The sequence below is a fragment of the Methylobacterium sp. D48H genome (genome assembly GCF_053345715.1).
The window spans coordinates 146,660-164,973 of record NZ_JBKFAP010000004.1 but is presented as its reverse complement, the minus strand read 5'-3'; the positions used below and the strand labels follow the sequence as shown (position 1 = coordinate 164,973).

The 18,314-nt window shown below is 71.6% G+C and carries 19 protein-coding genes; 8 read left to right on the top strand and 11 right to left on the bottom strand.

The features are described from left to right. Positions 1-17: 17 nt before the first annotated feature. The 5 genes from ACLBX8_RS11140 to ACLBX8_RS11120 all read right to left on the bottom strand — a co-directional run bounded on the left by ACLBX8_RS11140 (position 18) and on the right by ACLBX8_RS11120 (position 6,550). Positions 18-932, bottom strand: coding sequence for a hydroxymethylglutaryl-CoA lyase (locus ACLBX8_RS11140; protein WP_447715105.1), 915 nt, complete (start codon positions 930-932; stop codon positions 18-20). Beyond that, positions 929-2,947, bottom strand: a complete 2,019-nt coding sequence (locus tag ACLBX8_RS11135) for an acetyl/propionyl/methylcrotonyl-CoA carboxylase subunit alpha (protein WP_447715104.1) — start codon at positions 2,945-2,947, stop codon at positions 929-931. Before ACLBX8_RS11135 ends, ACLBX8_RS11140 begins: the two co-directional genes overlap by 4 nt. 10 nt (positions 2,948-2,957) lie before the next feature. Then, positions 2,958-3,746, bottom strand: coding sequence for an enoyl-CoA hydratase-related protein (locus ACLBX8_RS11130; protein ID WP_447715103.1), 789 nt, complete (start codon positions 3,744-3,746; stop codon positions 2,958-2,960). 10 nt (positions 3,747-3,756) lie between these two features. Beyond that, complete coding sequence (locus ACLBX8_RS11125) at positions 3,757-5,301, bottom strand: carboxyl transferase domain-containing protein (RefSeq protein ID WP_447715131.1); 1,545 nt, start codon at positions 5,299-5,301, stop codon at positions 3,757-3,759. Positions 5,302-5,380: 79 nt separating this feature from the next. Beyond that, a complete protein-coding gene (locus ACLBX8_RS11120) occupies positions 5,381-6,550 on the bottom strand; it encodes an isovaleryl-CoA dehydrogenase (RefSeq protein ID WP_447715102.1) in 1,170 nt (389 codons plus the stop codon). A gap of 172 nt (positions 6,551-6,722) precedes the next feature. Here ACLBX8_RS11120 and ACLBX8_RS11115 point away from each other — a divergent pair, with 172 nt between their 5' ends. Then, positions 6,723-7,325: a TetR/AcrR family transcriptional regulator gene (locus tag ACLBX8_RS11115; RefSeq protein WP_447715101.1), complete on the top strand. Its 603-nt coding sequence runs from the start codon at positions 6,723-6,725 to the stop codon at positions 7,323-7,325. A 30-nt stretch (positions 7,326-7,355) separates the two neighbouring features. Here the strand turns inward: ACLBX8_RS11115 and ACLBX8_RS11110 are convergent, their stop codons facing one another. Further along, complete coding sequence (locus ACLBX8_RS11110) at positions 7,356-7,553, bottom strand: hypothetical protein (RefSeq protein ID WP_056530425.1); 198 nt, start codon at positions 7,551-7,553, stop codon at positions 7,356-7,358. A gap of 270 nt (positions 7,554-7,823) precedes the next feature. Here ACLBX8_RS11110 and ACLBX8_RS11105 point away from each other — a divergent pair, with 270 nt between their 5' ends. Next, positions 7,824-8,042 carry a DUF6894 family protein gene (locus ACLBX8_RS11105; protein WP_020094827.1) on the top strand — a complete coding sequence of 73 codons (219 nt, stop codon included), beginning with the start codon at positions 7,824-7,826 and terminating at the stop codon, positions 8,040-8,042. A gap of 636 nt (positions 8,043-8,678) precedes the next feature. After that, entirely contained in the window at positions 8,679-9,047 is a 369-nt protein-coding gene (locus ACLBX8_RS11100; protein WP_447699276.1) for a response regulator, read from the top strand. Positions 9,048-9,165: 118 nt separating this feature from the next. Here the strand turns inward: ACLBX8_RS11100 and ACLBX8_RS11095 are convergent, their stop codons facing one another. Together ACLBX8_RS11095 and ACLBX8_RS11090 are read right to left on the bottom strand one after the other, a co-directional pair. Next, on the bottom strand, positions 9,166-9,372 hold the full coding sequence (locus ACLBX8_RS11095) for a hypothetical protein (protein ID WP_020094825.1): 207 nt from the start codon (positions 9,370-9,372) through the stop codon (positions 9,166-9,168). Between the two features lie 158 nt (positions 9,373-9,530). Next, the gene (locus ACLBX8_RS11090) at positions 9,531-10,082 is read right to left on the bottom strand and encodes a PAS domain-containing protein (RefSeq protein WP_331298161.1); all 552 of its coding nucleotides are present in this window, start codon (positions 10,080-10,082) and stop codon (positions 9,531-9,533) included. Positions 10,083-10,559: 477 nt separating this feature from the next. Between ACLBX8_RS11090 and ACLBX8_RS11085 the strand changes: the two genes are divergently transcribed. Beyond that, a complete protein-coding gene (locus tag ACLBX8_RS11085) occupies positions 10,560-12,434 on the top strand; it encodes a hypothetical protein (RefSeq protein ID WP_447699277.1) in 1,875 nt (624 codons plus the stop codon). 18 nt (positions 12,435-12,452) lie between these two features. Continuing rightward, entirely contained in the window at positions 12,453-13,412 is a 960-nt protein-coding gene (locus tag ACLBX8_RS11080) for a UDP-glucuronic acid decarboxylase family protein (RefSeq protein ID WP_020094822.1), read from the top strand. A 99-nt stretch (positions 13,413-13,511) separates the two neighbouring features. Here ACLBX8_RS11080 and ACLBX8_RS11075 read toward each other — a convergent pair whose 3' ends face one another. Then, entirely contained in the window at positions 13,512-13,868 is a 357-nt protein-coding gene (locus ACLBX8_RS11075) for an ArsR/SmtB family transcription factor (protein WP_020094821.1), read from the bottom strand. Positions 13,869-13,974: 106 nt separating this feature from the next. Here ACLBX8_RS11075 and ACLBX8_RS11070 point away from each other — a divergent pair, with 106 nt between their 5' ends. Together ACLBX8_RS11070 and ACLBX8_RS11065 are read left to right on the top strand one after the other, a co-directional pair. After that, positions 13,975-14,721, top strand: coding sequence for a glucose 1-dehydrogenase (locus tag ACLBX8_RS11070; protein ID WP_020094820.1), 747 nt, complete (start codon positions 13,975-13,977; stop codon positions 14,719-14,721). 173 nt (positions 14,722-14,894) lie between these two features. Further along, positions 14,895-15,404 (top strand): lipocalin-like domain-containing protein, encoded by a 510-nt coding sequence (locus ACLBX8_RS11065; protein WP_042675022.1) that lies wholly within the window; start codon positions 14,895-14,897, stop codon positions 15,402-15,404. 145 nt (positions 15,405-15,549) lie between these two features. Here ACLBX8_RS11065 and ACLBX8_RS11060 read toward each other — a convergent pair whose 3' ends face one another. After that, complete coding sequence (locus ACLBX8_RS11060) at positions 15,550-16,290, bottom strand: glucose 1-dehydrogenase (protein ID WP_020094818.1); 741 nt, start codon at positions 16,288-16,290, stop codon at positions 15,550-15,552. An 81-nt stretch (positions 16,291-16,371) separates the two neighbouring features. Here ACLBX8_RS11060 and ACLBX8_RS11055 point away from each other — a divergent pair, with 81 nt between their 5' ends. Next, entirely contained in the window at positions 16,372-17,073 is a 702-nt protein-coding gene (locus ACLBX8_RS11055) for a TetR/AcrR family transcriptional regulator (RefSeq protein ID WP_447715100.1), read from the top strand. A 224-nt stretch (positions 17,074-17,297) separates the two neighbouring features. Here the strand turns inward: ACLBX8_RS11055 and ACLBX8_RS11050 are convergent, their stop codons facing one another. Then, positions 17,298-17,711, bottom strand: coding sequence for a hypothetical protein (locus ACLBX8_RS11050; protein WP_091978554.1), 414 nt, complete (start codon positions 17,709-17,711; stop codon positions 17,298-17,300). Positions 17,712-18,314 lie beyond the last annotated feature (603 nt).

Genomic DNA, 18,314 nt, shown 5'->3' with positions numbered 1-18,314 from the left:
CCGAGGCCGCCCTTCGATCAGGGTGTCGGCGGCGGCGCGGCGGCCAGCGCGCGGGCGACCTTCGAGGCCGGCTCCCGGCCGAGCTGGGACGCGATCGACCGCCCGGCCGCGGCGAGGGCATCGAGATCGATCCCGGTCTCGATGCCCATGCCGCGCAGCATGTAAACGACGTCCTCGGTGGCGACGTTGCCGGCGGCCCCCGGCGCGTAGGGGCAGCCTCCGAGGCCCGCCACCGCGGCGTCCACGGCCGACACGCCGAGTTCGAGGCAGGCGAGGATGTTGGCCAGGGCCTGCCCGTAGGTGTCGTGGAAGTGCAGGGCGATCGCCTGCAGCGGCACGTCGGCGGCCACCCGCTCGACCAGCCGCCGGGCCGCGCGCGGCGTCCCGGTCCCGATCGTGTCGCCGAGGGCGATCTCGTGGCAGCCCATCGCGTGGAGGGACGCGGCGACGCGGGCGACCGCCGCCGGCGCGACGTCGCCCTCGTAGGGGCAGCCCAGGACGCAGGAGACGTAGCCCCGCACCCGCAGGGCTCTCGCGCGCGCGGCCTCCAGCACCGGGGCGAAGCGGTCGAGGGTCTCGGCGATCGAGCCGTTGACGTTGCGCCGGGAGAAGCTCTCGGAGGCGGCGGCGAACACCGCGACCTCCCGGACGCCGGAGGCGAGGGCCCGCTCCAGGCCCTGCAGGTTCGGGACCAGCACGGAATAGCCGACCTCGGGCCGGGGGCGCAGCCGCGCCAGAACCTCCGCGGTGTCCGCCATCTGCGGCACCCATCGGGGCGACACGAAGCTGCCGGCCTCGATGCGGGTCAGCCCGGCCTCGGCCAGGGCCTCGATCAGCGCCACCCTGGCGGCGATCGGCACCGGCGCGGGCTCGTTCTGGAGCCCGTCGCGCGGCCCGACCTCGATCACCTGCACCCGGGCCGGATAGCTCATGCGGGCCGCTCCTCCGCCGCGAAGGTGACGATCTCGGTGCCCTCCTCGACCATGTCGTCGACGGCGTGGCGGGTCTCGGCAACGGTGCCGGCCTGCGGCGCGCGGAGGGTGATCTCCATCTTCATCGCCTCGATCACCGCGAGCGGCGCGCCCTTCTCCACGGCATCGCCGGGCCGCACCCAGAGCTGGGTCAGGCGGCCCGGCACGGGCGCCGTCACCCGGTCGCTGCCGGACGCCTCGGTCCGGGGCGGGGCGAGGGGATCGACGTGGACCAGCGTCGCGTTCCGGCCGCCGACGATCACCGTCAGCTCCGCGCCGCGGCGGACCGCGCGCAGCCGGCGCCAGACGCCGTCGAGCATCAGCCGCTCGCCCTCGGCGTCCTCGGCGAGCGCCGCCAGGACGGTGCCGCCCGGCAGGTCGAGGCGGGCGCTGCCGTCGGGGAGGGGGCATGCCCGCAGGGTGACGGGCGGCGCGTCGCCGTGGCGGAACTGCAGGTCCTGGTAGCCCGCCCCGTTCATCCGCCACGCATCCGGATCGGCCCAGGGCGACCACGGGTCGCCGCTCGCCCGCGCCTGCGCCGCGACGGCCGCGCGCCGGTCGCGCAGGACGGTCAGGGCGGCGGCGGCCCAGAGCGTGGGATCGACCGCACCGGTCGCAAGCGGCGCCAGCAGGTCGTCGGCGTGGCGGGCGATGAAGCCGGTGTCGAGGTCGGCCGCGCGGTAGGCGGGGTGGCCGGCGACGGCGCGCAGGAGATCCAGATTGGTCGTCACGCCGACCACCTCGTAGGCGGCGAGCGCGGCCGCGAGCTGCCGGATCGCGGCCGCCCGGTCCTCGCCCCAGACGACCAGCTTGGCGATCATCGGGTCGTAATCCGGGGTGATCCGGTCGCCCTGAACGATGCCGGTCTCGACCCGCACCCGCCCCGGCACCGCCTCCGGCTGGCGCAGGTGGGCGAGGGTGCCGACCGCCGGCAGGAAATCGCGCGCCGGATCCTCGGCGTAGACCCGCGCCTCGATGGCGTGGCCGCGCAGGATCAGATCCGGGGCGCCGAGCGGCAGCCGCTCGCCCGCGGCCACGCGCAGCTGCCACTCCACCAGGTCGAGGCCGGTGACCATCTCGGTCACCGGATGCTCGACCTGGAGCCGGGTGTTCATCTCCATGAAGTAGAAGGTCTCGCCCTCGGCGATGAACTCCACCGTGCCGGCGCCGACATAGCCGACCGCCCGCGCCGCCGCGACCGCGGCCTCGCCCATCCGCGCGCGCCGGACCGGATCCATCCCCGGGGCCGGCGCCTCCTCGATCACCTTCTGGTGGCGGCGCTGGATCGAGCAGTCGCGCTCGAACAGCGAGACGGTGTTGCCGTGGCTGTCGGCGAAGACCTGGATCTCGATGTGCCGGGGGCGGGTCAGGTACGCCTCGATCAGCACCCGGTCGTCGCCGAAGGAGGCCCGCGCCTCGCGCTGCGCGCCGGTCAGCGCGGCCTCGAACGCCGCGGCGGCCTCGACGACGCGCATGCCCTTGCCGCCGCCGCCGGCCGAGGCCTTGATCAGCACCGGGTAGCCGATCCGGGCGGCCGCCTCCTTCAGCGCCGGGACATCCTGCGCGGCGCCGTGATAGCCCGGCACCAGCGGGACCCCGGCGCGCTCCATCAGCGCCTTGGCCTCGGCCTTGGAGCCCATGGCGCGGATCGCCGCCGGGGGCGGGCCGACGAACACGAGGCCGGCCCCGGCGCAGGCGCCGGCGAAGTCCGCGTTCTCCGACAGGAAGCCGTAGCCCGGATGGATCGCCTCCGCCCCGGCGCGCCGGGCGACGTCGAGGATCCGCTCGGCCACGAGGTAGCTCTCGCGCGCCGGGGCGGGCCCGATCGGCCACGCCTCGTCGGCCATCCGAGTGTGTCGGGCGCCGGCATCCGCCTCCGAATAGACCGCGACCGTGCCGATGCCGAGGCGCCGGGCGGTGGCGATCACCCGGCAGGCGATCTCCCCGCGGTTGGCGATGAGGATCTTGCCGAACATGGCCGCCCCCTCAGTCCCGCCGCCACGGGGCTGAGCGCTTGTCGAGGAAGGCGGCGATGCCCGCCTGCCCCTCGTCCGAGGCCCGGCGCCGGGCGATGCGCCGGCCCGTCTCGCGCCCCAGGTCGGCGTCCACCGGCCGCCCCTCGCACAGGAAGACGAGGTCCTTGGCCTCGGCCTGCGCGCCCGGGGCGCCCCGGAGGATGTCGCGCAGCACCTCCGCGCCGGCCGCCTCCAGCCGGTCGTCGGGCACCACCTCGTGCACGAGGCCGATCGCCCGGGCGCGCTCGGCGGAGAAGACCTCCGCGGTCTGGAACAGGCGCCGGGCCCAGCGCGCGCCGATCGCGTTGACCACGTAGGGGCCGATCGTCGCCGGGATCAGGCCGAGCCGCACCTCGCTCAGGCAGAACCGCGCGCTCTCGGCCGCGATGGCGATATCGCAGCAGGCGGCGAGCCCGACGCCGCCGCCGTAGGCCGCCCCGTGCACGAGGGCGAGCGTCGGCTTCGGCAGCCGGTCGAGACTGTGCATCAGCCCCGCGAGCCCGGCGGCGTCGGCGAGGTTGCTGTCGAAGGACTGGCCGGCGATCCGGCGCATCCAGGCGAGGTCGGCGCCCGCCGAGAAGCTCTGGCCGGCGCCCGCCAGGACGACCGCCCGGATCCCGGGAGCGGCGCCCAGCCGGTGCAGGGACGCGGTGAGGGCGGCGATCAGGCCGTCGTCGAAGGCATTGTGCTGCTCCGGACGGTTGAGCGTCAGGGTGGCGACCCCGCGCTCGTCGACCGCCTCCAGCAAGGTGCCGCTCATCCCGCGCCTCCTACATCCGGAACAGGCCGAAGCGGGTCTCGGGAATCGGCGCGTTGAGGCTCGCCGAGAGACCGAGCGCCAGGACGCGGCGCGTGTCGGCCGGGTCGATCACCCCGTCGTCCCAGAGCCGGGCGCTGGAATAGTAGGGGTGGCCCTGCTCCTCGTACTGCGCCCGGATCGGCGCCTTGAACGCCGCCTCGTCCTCCGCCGACCACGTGCCGCCGCGGCCCTCGACACCGTCGCGCCGGACCGTGGCCAGGACCGAGGCGGCCTGCTCGCCGCCCATCACGCCGATCCTCGCGTTCGGCCACATCCAGAGGAAGCGCGGCCCGTAGGCCCGCCCGCACATGCCGTAATTGCCGGCCCCGAAGCTGCCGCCGATCAGGACGGTGAATTTCGGCACCGCCGCGGTCGCGACGGCGGTGACCATCTTGGCCCCGTCCTTGGCGATGCCGCCGGCCTCGTAGCGCCGGCCGACCATGAAGCCGGTGATGTTCTGGAGGAACACCAGGGGCACGCCGCGCTGGGCGCAGAGCTCGACGAAGTGGGCGCCCTTCAGAGCACTCTCCGAGAACAGGATGCCGTTGTTGGCGACGATCCCCACCGGGTAGCCCCAGATATGGGCGAAGCCGCAGACCAGGGTCTGGCCGTAGAGGCGCTTGAACTCGTCGAAGTCGCTGCCGTCCACCAGCCGGGCGATGACCTCGCGCACGTCGTAGGGCGTCCGGCGGTCGGCCGGCACCGCCGCGTAGATCTCCTCGGCGGCGTAGCGCGGCGGCTCGGGCTGCCGCGGCGCGAGCGCGGGGCGCTTCACCGCGTTCAGGTTGGCCACGATGCGGCGGGCGATGCCGAGGGCGTGGGCGTCGGTCTCCGCCATGTGGTCGGTCACGCCCGAGATCCGGGCGTGCACGTCGGCGCCCCCGAGTTCCTCGGCGCTGACCACCTCGCCGGTCGCGGCCTTCACCAGCGGCGGCCCGCCGAGGAAGATCGTGCCCTGGCCGCGGACGATGATCGACTCGTCGCACAGCGCCGGCACGTAGGCGCCGCCGGCGGTGCAGGAGCCCATCACCACGGCGATCTGGGCGATGCCCTGCGCCGACATCGTCGCCTGGTTGTAGAAGATGCGGCCGAAATGGTCCCGGCCCGGGAAGACCTCGTCCTGGCTGGGCAGATGCGCGCCGCCGCTGTCGACGAGGTAGAGGCAGGGCAGCCGGTTCTGCTGCGCGATCTCCTGCGCCCGGAGGTGCTTCTGCACCGTCATCGGGAAGTAGGTGCCGCCCTTCACGGTCGCGTCGTTGGCGACGATCACGCACTCGCGCCCCGCGACGCGGCCGATGCCGGTGACGATCCCGGCCGAGGGGACCTCGCCGCCGTAGAGGCCGTGCCCGGCGAACTGGCCGATTTCCAGGAACGGCGAGAACGGGTCGATCAGCGCACGGATCCGGTCCCGGGGCAGGAGCTTGCCGCGGGCGCGATGGCGCTCCCGCGCGGCCTCCCCGCCGCCGAGCCGGACGCGGTCGGCGGTCGCGCGCAGGTCCGCCACCAGGGCGCGCATGGCCTCGGCATTGGCGCGGGCCTCGGGCGCGCGCGGATCCAGAGCGGATTCGATCACCGGCACGGCGCCCGCTCCCCGCTCAGGCCGTCTCGGCGAACAATTCGCGGCCGATCAGCATCCGCCGGATCTCGCTCGTGCCGGCGCCGATCTCGTAGAGCTTGGCGTCGCGCAGCAGCCGGCCGGTCGGATAGTCGTTGATGTAGCCGTTGCCGCCGAGCGCCTGGATCGCGTCGAGGGCCACCGCGGTCGCGCGCTCGGCCGCGAACAGGATCGCGCCCGCGGCGTCCCGGCGCGTCGCCCGCCCGCGGTCGCAGGCCCGCGCCACCGCGTAGACGTAGGCCCGGGCGGCGTTCGTCGCCGTGTACATGTCGGCGATCTTGCCCTGCATGAGCTGGAACTCGCCGATCGGCCGACCGAACTGCCGGCGCTCGTGGAGGTAGGGCAGGACCACGTCGAGGCAGGCGCGCATGATGCCGAGCGGCCCGGCGGCCAGCACGGCGCGCTCGAAGTCGAGGCCCGACATCAGCACGCCGACGCCGCGCCCGACCGCGCCCAGGACGTTCTCCTCCGGTATCTCGCAGTCCCGGAACAGCAGCTCGCAGGTGTTCGAGCCGCGCATGCCGAGCTTGTCGAGCTTCTGCGCGGTGGAGAAGCCGGGAAAATCCTTCTCGACCAGGAACGCCGTGATCCCCCGCGGACCGGCCTCGGGATCCGTCTTGGCGTAGACCACCAGGACGTCGGCGTCGGGACCGTTGGTGATCCACATCTTGGTGCCGTTCAGGACGTAGCGGTCGCCGCGCCTGTCGGCCCGCAGCCGCATGGAGACGACGTCGCTGCCGGAGCCCGGCTCGGACATCGCGAGCGCGCCGACATGCTCGCCCGCGATCAGCTTCGGCAGGTAGCGGCGCTTCTGCGCCTCGGTGCCGTTGCGGCGGATCTGGTTCACGCAGAGGTTGGAATGCGCGCCGTAGGACAGCCCGACCGAGGCCGAGGCCCGGCTGATCTCCTCCATGGCCACGGCGTGCTCGAGGTAGCCCATGCCGGCGCCGCCATAGGTCTCCTCGACGGTGACGCCCAGAACGCCGAGGGCGCCGAGCTTGGGCCAGAGGTCCGCGGGAAACGCGTTGCTGGCATCGATCGCCGCCGCGCGGGGGGCGATCTCGGCGCGCGCGAAGCGCTCCACCTCGGCGCGCAGGGCGTCGGCCGTCTCGCCCAGGCCGAAGTCGAAATCCTGCAGGCCGATGGGCATCGCGCGTCTCCTCGCCTGAGAATCGGGCACTCGCCTCTTTGAAACGAACGTACGTTCGTTAAGCGGTGCTGGCAAGGCGATTTACGAACGGTTATTCGTTAGCCTATAGCGAGGATCGGCGTGAGCATTCCCCGGTGTCTGTTGCGCTCTGAACTGTCTTCGGAGTGTCTTCGTGGGTCGCACCGCCGGATCGAACGGGCCGCGCACGGCCGCCGCCATCCGCCGGGCCGGGCTTCGGCTCATCTATCGCCACGGCTACGAGGCGATGACCCTGCGCGCCCTGGCCGCCGAGGTCGGGATCCAGGCGGCCTCGCTCTACAACCACATCCGCTGCAAGCAGGATCTGCTGTTCGACATCGTCCGCGACCACATGGAGACGCTGCTGGCGCGGACCGACGCGGCGCTGGCGACGGCGACCGGCACCCCGACGGACCGTCTCCGCGCCTTCGTGGCGCACCACGTCACGTACCATCTCGAGAAGAAGCAGGAAGTCTTCATCGCGAATTTCGAGCTGCGCTCGCTCGACCCGCCGCATTACGCGGCGATCGTCGCCCTGCGCCGGGCCTACGAAGACCGATTGGTCGCGCTGCTCGAGCGGGGATCGGAGGCGGGGGAGCTGGACGTCCGGGATGCGCGGGTTGCCGGCTACGCGATCCTCGGGATGCTCACCAGCGCCTGCACGTGGTACCGGCCCGACGGCCGGATGACCAAGGCGGAGATCGTCGCCCTGCACACCGACATGGCGTTGCGGGGTTGCGTCAGGCGTCAGCCATAGACCCCGTCGCGCCGGGGAACGGCGGTCGCCTCAGATCAGGCCGCCCGGCGGTGCGGCGGTGAGGGTCCTGCCGGCCCGCGTGACGAGCTTGGCGAAGGCCAGCGCCGCCGCCGAGGCCTGGGCTTCCGAGGGGAAGGTGCGGTCCGAGGTCAGGACCGGCATCTGCGTCGCATCGAGGAGGACCCAGGTCCACAGACGGGTGTCGGTCGCGCGGATCTCGAAATGCATGGCGAACTCGTCGGGCAATGGCACATGCCCGCACAATGCGCCGCGAAAAGGCCTGACGCGTTAAGAGCTTGGCCGGCGCAACAACCTGCGTCGGCGCGCACCGGCCTTGCCCCCGACATCCTCGCAGATCACAGGCGGGAACCTGTGCTGCCCCGGGCAGATATCGCCCCGGTCGGCCCCGATTTGGCATGCCAGCTTGGCTTTATCCGGCCATTCGATGCTACCCTCGCGCGGTCGGCATGCCGTGCCGACGGCGTGAGCAGGAGCGACATGGTAGAGCGGTACCATTTCCGCCTGAGGGGGCCGGACGAGGTCATCGAGGACGAGGAGGGCGTGCTGGCAAACTCGATCGAGATCGCCGTGGCCGAGGCGACGCAGCTGATCGCCGAGATGCACGCACGGGGCGAGTTGCCCGATCCGGACGAGCGCTGGTGCGTGGAGATCCACACCACCGACGGCGTCGTGCTTCGTTCCCTTCAGCTGTACTGAGCGCTGGGCGCGGGGCGCGGGAGCTTGCGTAGGATCAGGCGGATGTGTTCGCGGAGGGTGATCGCCTCAGGCGGCGGACCGGCACCCGGAGGCTCGACCGCTATCTCCGGACCACCCAGCACCGAGGCGTACATCGAGCTCTCCACGCTTTTCGCGAGCAGTAACCATCAGCCGTAGCAAACCGTTGCAAGCATCATAAGTCAGGTTTCGCCCTACAGGACGCGGCCGCTTCTACGTCGACAGGGGCACCCGGCTCGATGGGCGACTTCCGGATATGAAGTCTCTCGCAGACGAGGCACATATTTCGGCGGCCGCGAGGCCGGCTGAATCACGTATTCGCCTGGACAGGTCGGCGCGGCACTGGAGGCGCGTGCCGCATCGGTCGAGGACGAGGCTGCGGCGGCGCACGCTGATCTCGGCGACGGCGCCCGGAAGCCCGGCAAGCGCGGCGATGACTTGCCGTATCGGTGACCGAAGCGTCCGGCTGGGGTCGCGCAGGGTTGGCCTCGTGCGCCGCGTGCGCGGTCGGGAGGTCGACAGCGCCGCCGGCGAGCCGGATCTGTCGAAAGGGTCGCAGGCGTCGGAAAATCCCCGGCCACGCTGAAACAGGCGACCGGGCGATGCAGTTGCCGCTGCATGTCAAGACCTCGCCCCATCGCCGTCCTCGCCGAGGACGAAGAGTTCAGCCGCCTCGTCGCGGCCGACATGCTGACGGCGTTGGGGTTCGAGGTGCTGGAGGCGGAACACGCCCAGGGCGCGCTCCAGCATCTGGAGGCATGTGACGGGGCCGTCCTGCTCTACACCGACATCAACATGCCCGGCACGATGGACGGCCGCGCGCTCGCGCACGCCGTCCGGGCACGCTGGCCGGAGACCCGGATCATCGTCTGCTCGGGCTGCGATCCGCGCGAGGCGACCGCGCTGCCCGAGGAGGCCCATTTCATCGCCAAGCCCTGCGGGGAGAAACTGGTGCGCAAGGCGCTCAAGGCCCTGCACCTGCACTAGGGCCGCTTCCGACCGGGTCGGGCGAGGGGGCATGTCGCGGCTGTCTCGACCGGCGGCACCTGTCCTCCAGCCGTCGCAGCACGGTCTGGACGGCCCGTGCTGCGCTGTCTGGGCGGCCTCAGCTCGCGAGGAAGGCGGCCAGCCCGGCCAATCCCGAGAGGGAAGCGCGGCTTTCCTCCAGGCACCGCGCGTTCAGGTCCGCGGCCAAACCGTCGAGCTTGGCCTGGAGCAGGCCGATGCTGGCCGGGGACAGGTTGCCGGGGAGCAGGACGATCACGTCGCCTTCGTCGAGGTGTATCGTCTCGCGGATCGCAGCATCAGCCATCGGAGCCTCCACCGGGAATACTGATCTCTCGGCCTGTCGGTAAGCTCTCACGGGCCGAGGCCGCCGACCGTGCTCCGGCGCACGCCCTCGAACACTGACTCGCGTCCGTGGCAATCCGGGGAGATCCGCGCCGGCGTCCCGCGGGCAGGACCGTCCGGCTACGCCCGAGCGCGCCGCGCCAGCGCTCGCCCGACCTCGAACAGCGCCAGATCCGACACCTGTTGCAGCCGCTGGTGGCCCATCGCGACGATCGCCGCGCGCGCCTGCAGGAGGTGATCGATCGCGAGGACCATCGGGTCGTCCGCCGGCAGATCGCCCGCCGCGCTCGGAAGGAAGGGGCCGCGGTGGCTGTCCGTGGTGTCGATGATGATGCCGCGACCGCGCATCCGTCCCGCCGGATCGGGCGTGAGGCTGCCACGGTCGAGAACCCATCGAACCTCGCCGCCGTCCGTGAGGACGCGGTACTCGGCCGAGACGGGGCCGCCGGTCCGGCGCACCCGGGCGATGCGCGCGAAGACCCAGTCGCGATCGTCCGGATGGGTGCATCGAAGGGCGATCTCGATGGGCAGCGGGCGCCCGGCCAGGGTCGCATCCCCGGCGAGCAGCGCCGCCGTCCCCTCGTCGAGGAGGGATTGTCCCGCCGACACGTCCGCTGTCCAGGCGCCGACATAGCCGGCCGCGCGCAATGCAAGATCAGCCGTAGTCTGCAACAGCCTGGCCTCCTCCGGCGCAAATCGGTTCGCACAAACCCGATCTCTGGTAGTGATATACCAAAATCGATATTCGGTACCAGTATCATACCGTCCATGCCGGAAATTTAGCAACTTCTAGTATCGGTGTGACCCGCAGATATACAACTCTCTGCAGCAGATCGTGTCGGCCAGGATCGGCGCGACGCGCGGCAAGAACTCCTCGGCGCCGCCGCAACAATGTGTCAGTGCTCCCGGCGACCCGACAACGCCGTCACCGATCGAAGCGCGCCGCGGCACCCCGCTCTGCTATGTCATCGGGACAGGTGATCGCGGGCCGCCTAGCAGCCTTCACCCCGTCGACGGGACGCGGGTCCACTGCGGGCGCGTCGGGCGCATCCGATCGGATCGGCCTGTTCCGGGGCGCGCCCAAGGGCCTCCTTGTGGCAACGCCCGAACTTCGACAAACCCGGACGGAGCTATCGAGGACGGGCGCCCATGATCATCCGCCACACCCGCAGGCTGCATCGATCGGGCGAGGCGGTCGCGAGCCGCGATGGTCGGCTCGTCGCGCCTGCCCCGACGGAGCCCGACTGGGATGTCCTGGGTCTGATCGATCTCGGCGGGCGCGCCACGGTGGTCGCGCTCCTGGGTCCGAACGACGCGCGCGCGTTCCGATTCCTGAACCCGAACGGCACACCGCTGGCGTCCTGCGCTGCGGATTTCCTCGCCGCGCCGTGGGACGGCCCCGGCCCGCTCGAGTGGCAGGCCGAGGCGCTCCACACCGACGACGGCGACGCGTCGAACACGCGGGCCATGATCGAGGATCTCCACCTCCTGATCGAAGCCCTCGCGCGCGCGGCTGCCGCGAGCCCGGAGCACGCTGTCCGGGTCGTCACGGGCGGCGGTTCCGATCCGCGGGCGCAGGCGATGCACGCGGCGCTGGCACGCCTCAACGCCGCACCGGCGGGGGCTCCGCCCCACCTGCCCGAACTGGTGACGAAGGCGATCGTCGCGCGCGGCGGCCAGGAGACGGCCCATCCGGACGGCGGCGATCTGCGCTTCTCGATCTACCTGCCCATGCCGGGCTTCCGCTTTGTCGGCTACGCGGCGGACCGGAACGAGACGCTGTGCACGCTGATCGGCAAGAACTCGCGCCTCGCGTCGGCCCTGCTGGACGTTCGCGCGAACACGGCCTACGCCCGGCCGAACCTGGGAAGCGTCGGGTTCGACGCCGCGACCCTGGTGCAGGTGCGGTTGTGGCGGCAGTACCTCCTGCCGGCGCTGATCGACGGCGCGGCGCGGTCGACGCGCGTCGGGGTGGTCTTCGAGCACGCGCACATCAGTCACGCCATCTGGAACGAGCTGGCCGCGGTCGACGACGTGCTGTCGCTCGGTCGCGCGCCGGCGGTGTTCCTGTTCGCGAGCTGCAACGAGCCGATCTCTCCCGTCGACGCCGTCTTCCCGGAGCTCGCCGGGCAGGTGTATCGCGGGATCGAAGGCCCGCTGCCCCTGTTGCAGGCCGCCGTCGCCGGCGCGGCGACCTTCCTGCCCTTCCGGTCCTACCGCGTGAGCCAGCGATTGGCCGATCGTCTCGCGGCCCTGGCGCGGAGCGCGGAACCCGCGCTCGATGCCCGCCTGACGGAAGCGGCGCGCCGGGCCACGATCGTCCTGATCGGGCTGCGCCTGGAGAACCGCCAGTGGGTCCGGCAGCTCGACGGCTACGTGGCGCTGATCCGACGCCTCGGCCGGCGGCGCGGCGAGAGATTCCTCGTCATCGTCGACGGGCACAACACGCTCGCGGGCACTGCGGGCGGCTACGTCGAGAGCTACTGCGAGAGCCTCGTGCCCGCGGAGGGGACCGTGCCGTCCATCGTCCGGAAGGAGCTCGACCTGATCGGGGCGCTCCGCGCACGGGTCGCCGATGTCTCCAACGTGGAGTTGCTGCCGCTCGTGCCCTGCTCGATGGGGGCGAGCCTCGTGGCCGCGCTCCACACCGACCTGTTCGTGACGCATTTCGGGGCCGGGCTCGCCAAGTATAAGTGGGTCGCCAACGCGCCCGGATGCGTCATATCGAGCCGATCCGTGCTCAGCGGGAAGGACGATCTGCGCATCTACGACACCGAGATCTTTCGCGAGAACGTGTCGGCCTGTCACTACTTCCCCGCCGAGCGGGTGACGGACCTCGATACCTCGACCAACGCCCTGCATGTCCCCGGCAGCCGGGAGCGCGAGGATTTCGATCTCGACCTCGAAGAGTTCGCCAGCTTCGTCGAGCGGAACCTGCCCGAGCGGCGCGCCGCGCGCCCGCACTGGCTGAGACGGCTCACCCTCTTCAGGACCCGCGCCGCCACCGACGCGGCCAGGCTCTGAGCGCCAGGAGCATCACGGATGAGCGATCGGATCCTGATCACCGGCGGCGGCGGCTTCATCGGCTCGCACCTCAGCGAGCGCCTGCTGGAGCAGGGCCACGAGGTGCTCTGCGTCGACAATTTCTTCACGGGCCGGAAGAGCAATATCGCCCACCTGTTCGACAATCCGCGCTTCGAGCTCATACGGCACGACGTCACGCACCCGCTCTTCGTCGAGGTGGATCGGATCTACAATCTCGCCTGCCCGGCATCCCCGATCCACTACCAGTTCGACCCGGTCCAGACGACCAAGACCAGCGTCATGGGGGCGATCAACATGCTGGGGCTGGCGAAGCGGCTCCGCGTGCCGATCCTCCAGGCCTCGACCTCGGAGGTTTACGGGGATCCGCTCGTGCACCCGCAGCCCGAGGGCTACTGGGGGAACGTCAATCCCCTCGGCCCGCGCTCCTGCTACGACGAGGGCAAGCGCTGCGCCGAGACCCTGTTCTTCGACTATCACCGACAGCACCGCGTCCCGATCAAGGTGGTGCGGATCTTCAACACCTACGGCCCGCGCATGCATCCCAGCGACGGCCGGGTCGTCTCCAACTTCGTCGTCCAGGCCCTGCGCGGCGCGCCGATCACGATCTTCGGCGAAGGGCATCAAACCCGCTCGTTCTGCTACGTCGACGACCTGGTCCTGGGGCTGCAGGCGATGATGGCCACCGACGCCGAGATCACCGGCCCCGTCAATCTGGGAAACTCGGACGAGTTCACCATCCGGCAGCTCGCCGAACTCGTCGTCGACTTGTCGGGCTCGCGCTCGAAGCTCGTGCACGCCCCGCTGCCGGTGGACGACCCGCGCCAGAGGCGGCCCGACATCGCCCTGGCCGCGCAACTCCTCGACTGGCGCCCGACCGTGCCGCTGCGGGACGGGCTCATGAGAACCATCGCGTATTTCGAGACGCTGCTGGCCTCGGAGCCGATCGGGCCGCGCTGATCCGGCGCGCGTGTCTCGGCGGGATCGGTCCTGACCGACCGTCGGCCGCTCCGGGCGAGCGGCCGTGCGCGCTCGAGGCGGCCGACCCGGGCCAGGCCCCTATCGCGGTCCGGCAGCCTCTGCGGCGGGGCCGGCCTCCGCCGCGTAGGCGTTGATGATGCCCATCAGCAGGCCGGGAAAGCGCGCCTCCACCTCGGCCCAGCGGGAATGGTTGCGCACCTCGACGCCGTGACGCTCGCTGCGGATCAACCCGGCCTCGCGCAGGACCTTGAAGTGGTTGGACAACGAGGATTTCGGGATGACGCGGTCCCCGAGCGCCGACACGGCCGAGCAGGCCTCGACGCATCCCGCCCGCATGATCCTGGCGAAGATGGCCGCGCGGCTCGGGTCGGCGAGGGCGTGCAGGATGGCCTCGGGTCGCACGTCCTCGATGGCGGGGTGAAACAGCGGTCTCATCTTTCGTCCATATGGGGTCTTGAACGACGCTCCGTTAGTTCCGAAGTTCCGAACTATGGGACTCAGGCCGCCATCCCGCGGCCGGCCCATATCGGAGATAGGACACATGTCGAAGCTTGCGGGCAAGGTCGCCGTCGTGACCGGGGCATCGAAGGGCATCGGTGCGGGGATCGCCAAGGCGCTGGCGCGGGACGGCGCCGCCGTGGTGGTGAACTACGCGTCCAGCAGGGCGGGGGCCGACGCCGTCGTGGCCGCGATCACGTCCGCCGGCGGCCGGGCCGTCGCGGCCCAGGGCGACGTGTCCCGAGCGTCCGAGGCGCAGGATGTGATCGAGGCCGCGATCCGCGCGTTCGGGCGGCTCGACGTGCTGGTCAACAATTCCGGCGTCTACGAGTTCGCGGCGATCGAGGAGGTCACCGAGGAACACTACCGCCGCCAGTTCGACGTCAACGTGCTCGGCGTCCTGCTGGCGACGCGGGCGGCCGCGAAGCATCTCGGCGAGGGCGGGAGCATCGTGAACGTCTCCTCGGCGATCACGCACGTCCACACGCCGGCGGCGGCGGTCTACGCGGGGACCAAGGGGGCGGTGAACGCCATATCGGGGGTGCTCGCCAACGAGCTGGCCCCGCGCAAGATCCGCGTGAACGTCGTCAGCCCGGGCTACGTGGTGACCGAGGGCACGCACGCGGCCGGCATCTCCGGCTCGGAGATGGAGGCCGGGATGGTCGCGCAGACGCCCCTCGGCCGGGCCGGTGAGCCGGACGACATCGCCACCGTCGTGGCCTTCCTCGCCTCTGACGACGCGCGCTGGCTCACCGGCGAGAACATCACGGCCAGCGGCGGCATCCGCTGATCCACGGCGCTGCGCCTGCGCGCGTGTCGGTGCCCGACCGCGTGCCGGGGCAGCGTCGCGGAGACAAGGACGCGACGACGATGGCGCCTTCGTCCACGGGGGCGGCTAGGGTGGAGCGCCGCGCCGTCCATGTCGGTCGCGGTGCCTGCCGCGGGCAGAAGGGGAGGGGAGGGATGATCCGATCGAGATGGGGCCTGGCCGTGCTCGCGGCGGCGCTCGTGACGGCGCTCGCGGCGGCATCGACCGCCAGAGCCGAGCCCGCCAACCAGGTGCTGGGGACGTGGCGCATGGTGTCCGCTCGGCTCGATCCGGAGGGGCGCAACGCGCCGGCCTACGGCGCGCGCCCGAGCGGGCTGCTGGTGTTCACGCGCGACATGCACTTCGTCGAGGTGCTCACGGACGCCGACATTCCCCGGTTCGCCTCGAGCGCGCGCGGTCAGGGGACAGCGGAGGAGAACCGGGCGGCCATGGCCGGCAGCATCGGGTTCTTCGGCACCTACACGGTGGACGCCGACGGCGCGTTCAGCGGCAACCGCGTCGAGGGCTCGACCTTCCCGAACTGGGTCGGCGACGTGCGCACGACCGAGCAGCTTCGCCTGACCGTCGAGGGGGACCGGCTGAGCGAGAGCTTCCGGCGCCCGGACGGCACGCGGATCGCCATCACGTGGGAGCGCGTCCGCTGAGCCGAAGCCGTGCGCGCGACCCGGAGCTTCGGCCCGGGAGGGCCGCGCAGGAGGGCCGCGCAGGTGGGCCGCCCCGACCGGGGGCGGGGCGGCCATCGGCGAATCGACGCGACGGAGCCCGCGTCCGGCGGTCCGCCGCGGAGGTTCACGCGTTGGCGCCGCCGTCGACCGTGAGGGTGGTGCCGGTGATCTGGCGCGCGGCCGGGCTCGCCAGGAAGGCTACCGCGGCCGCGATATCGTCCGGCGTCCCGTAATGGCCGAGGGCGGTCATCGCCCGCTGCATGTCCGCCTGCGCCCCGTCGGACGGGTTCATGTCGGTGTCGGTCGATCCCGGCTGCACGAGGTTCACCGTGACCGCGCGCGGCCCGAGTTCGCGCGCCAGACCCCGCGTGAACGAGAGCAGGGCGGATTTCGACATGGAGTAGACCGTCACCCCGGGGAACGGGACCCGCTCCCCGAGACAGGAGCCGATGGAGATGATCCGGCCGCCCTCCTTCAGGTGCGGGATGGCCGCCTGCGACGCCAGCACGACGGAGCGGACGTTGACGTCCAGGATGGCGTCGATGTCGGCGAGGCTCATCTCCGCGACGGGGCCGCCGCGGGCGATGCCGGCGTTGTTGACGAGGATGTCGAGCCCGCCGAGGCTCTCGGCCGCCTCGTCGACCGAGCGCTTCACCGCCGCGGCGTCGGCGCTGTCGGCCTGGATGGCACGCCCGCGGCGGCCCTTCGCCTCGATGGCGCGGACGATCTCGGCCGCCCGCTCGGCGGACCGCTCGTACGTGATGGCGACGTCCGCGCCCCGGTCCGCGAGCGCCAGGGCGATGGCCGCACCGATGCCGCGTGATGCGCCCGTCACCAGGGCGCGCTTGCCTGCCAGCTCACTCACGTCCGCCTCTTTCTGTAATGAACGACACAGAAATGGCTAGATGCGTTGCCGGCCCGGGTCAAGCGGTTTATATAACGATCGATGCAAAAATCCGCTTCGATCCAGGCAGGGGACCAGGCAGGGGATCAGGCAGGGGACCGGGCCGCGCCCGCCCGCGGTCGCGGCCGGCCCCGCGCCTTCGACCGGGAGGCGGCGCTCGATCAGGCGATGCAGCTGTTCTGGCGCCGCGGCTTCGCCGCGACATCCATCTCGGATCTCACCGCGGCCATGGGGATCGGGTCGCCGAGCCTCTACGCGGCGTTCGGCTCGAAGGAGGCGCTCTACGCCGAGGCGCTGCGCCACTACGGCGACCGGTACGGCGGGATGGTCTGGGCCAACTTCGACGCTGCCGCATCGGCGCGCGGGGCCGTCGAGGCGCTCCTGATGGATTCGGCCGCCGCGCTCACCGGCGCCTGCGGCCGCATCGAGCCGCTCGGCTGCATGGTGACGCTCTCGGCTGCCGGCAGCGAGGGACAGGCGGAGCTCGGCGCGATGCTGCGCGCGGCCCGCGCCGAGGGACGCCGACGGGTCGCGGAGCGGCTCGCGCGCGCGGTCGCGGCGGGCGAGATCGGCGCCGCCGTCGACGTCGCCGCACTCACCCGCTTCGTGCTCACGGTGCAGAACGGCATGTCGCTCCAGGCCCGCGACGGCGCGACCCGGGAGGAGCTCGAGGCCGTCGCCCGGCTGACGATGGCGGGGTGGGACGCGCGGGTCGGGGGTGAGGGCGACCGTCCGCTCCGGTGACGGTTCGGCACGCGCGGCCCGCCGGCGGCCCGATCGTCTGGGGGAGGGCGCGCTGCGTCCTCAGGCGTCCGGCGGGAAGTCGGCGATGCCGTCTTCGATGAGAAGCTTCGAGCCGCTGAAAGATATTCGCATAACAAACATTATGGAATGCGGCGACGAATTCCGCATGATCGGCACTTATACTACGATCTGACCCCCGGCGTCATCGCGAAGTCATCGCGAAGTCATCGCGAAGGGCGGCTGCAGCCCGCGACCAGGGCGGCGAGACCGGTCCGGGCGCCGGCCAGAGGGATCCGCTGCGTGTCGCCAGAGAGCGTCACGCGAAGGGTCTTGCCGGACAGGATCCGCACCCAGTCTTGCGTCAACGTTGTCGTGGTCTGGAGCACGATCTGGTCGTCGAGTTCCAGCTGTTTCGCCCGCATCGGCAGCGAGAGCGTACCGCCCTCCGAGGCGAACTCGACCTCGGCCCGGGTGCCGTCCCGAGCGCGGTCTCTGTCGTCGTAGTAGTCGACACTCAGCTGTCCGCCCCGCGTGTCGCAGGTGAGCGCGAGGCTCTGCGCGCCGCTGTCCGGAATCTCGTAGGCAAGATGGACGCGACCGTCCCCTTCCCGCTTCTGCCAGCGCATCTCCTGCGCCATTGCAGGGACTCCAAGACAAGACCCTAGAATTGCCACGGTAAGAAAAGTGATCTCACGGCGCATGGCCTTCGATGTCCTCACGCTTCGTCCATGGAGATGCTGCATGATGGGTGGATTCTGTTCCGTGCGTGTATCCGGCCGGTGGCGCGTGCTCGATGATGCTGCGTGCCAGGCCGGAAGGCCGTGGAAGCCCCCGGCGCTGTCGGGCGGCCTGTCGTCGCCCGACATGTGACCGTCTTCGTCGACGCCGGGTCGAGCGCCAGCCCTTGTCCGCATGGTCGAAGGCGTGTGCCTCGGGCGATCCGGGGGCCGCCGTCGATCGCGCGGAGCGCCAGAGCCGTCACGATCGCGTCCGGGAATGCGCCGAACCCGTCCTCATTCCTGTCACACGCGCCCTGCGGCCGTACGGCCGCGCGCCGGCGTTGCCTCACGGTGGCGCTCCCTCTGTCATGCGAACCGCAGCCAGCAGAACAGAGCCACGGTGCCCAAACCTGTCCGATGGCATCGTCGGAGCCGGTAGCCCTGTCCAGAGGACTAGCTCATCGCCGCGCCGTGACGTTCGCTGCAGCGCGGGGTACCATACGAGGGCGCTAGACATGGACA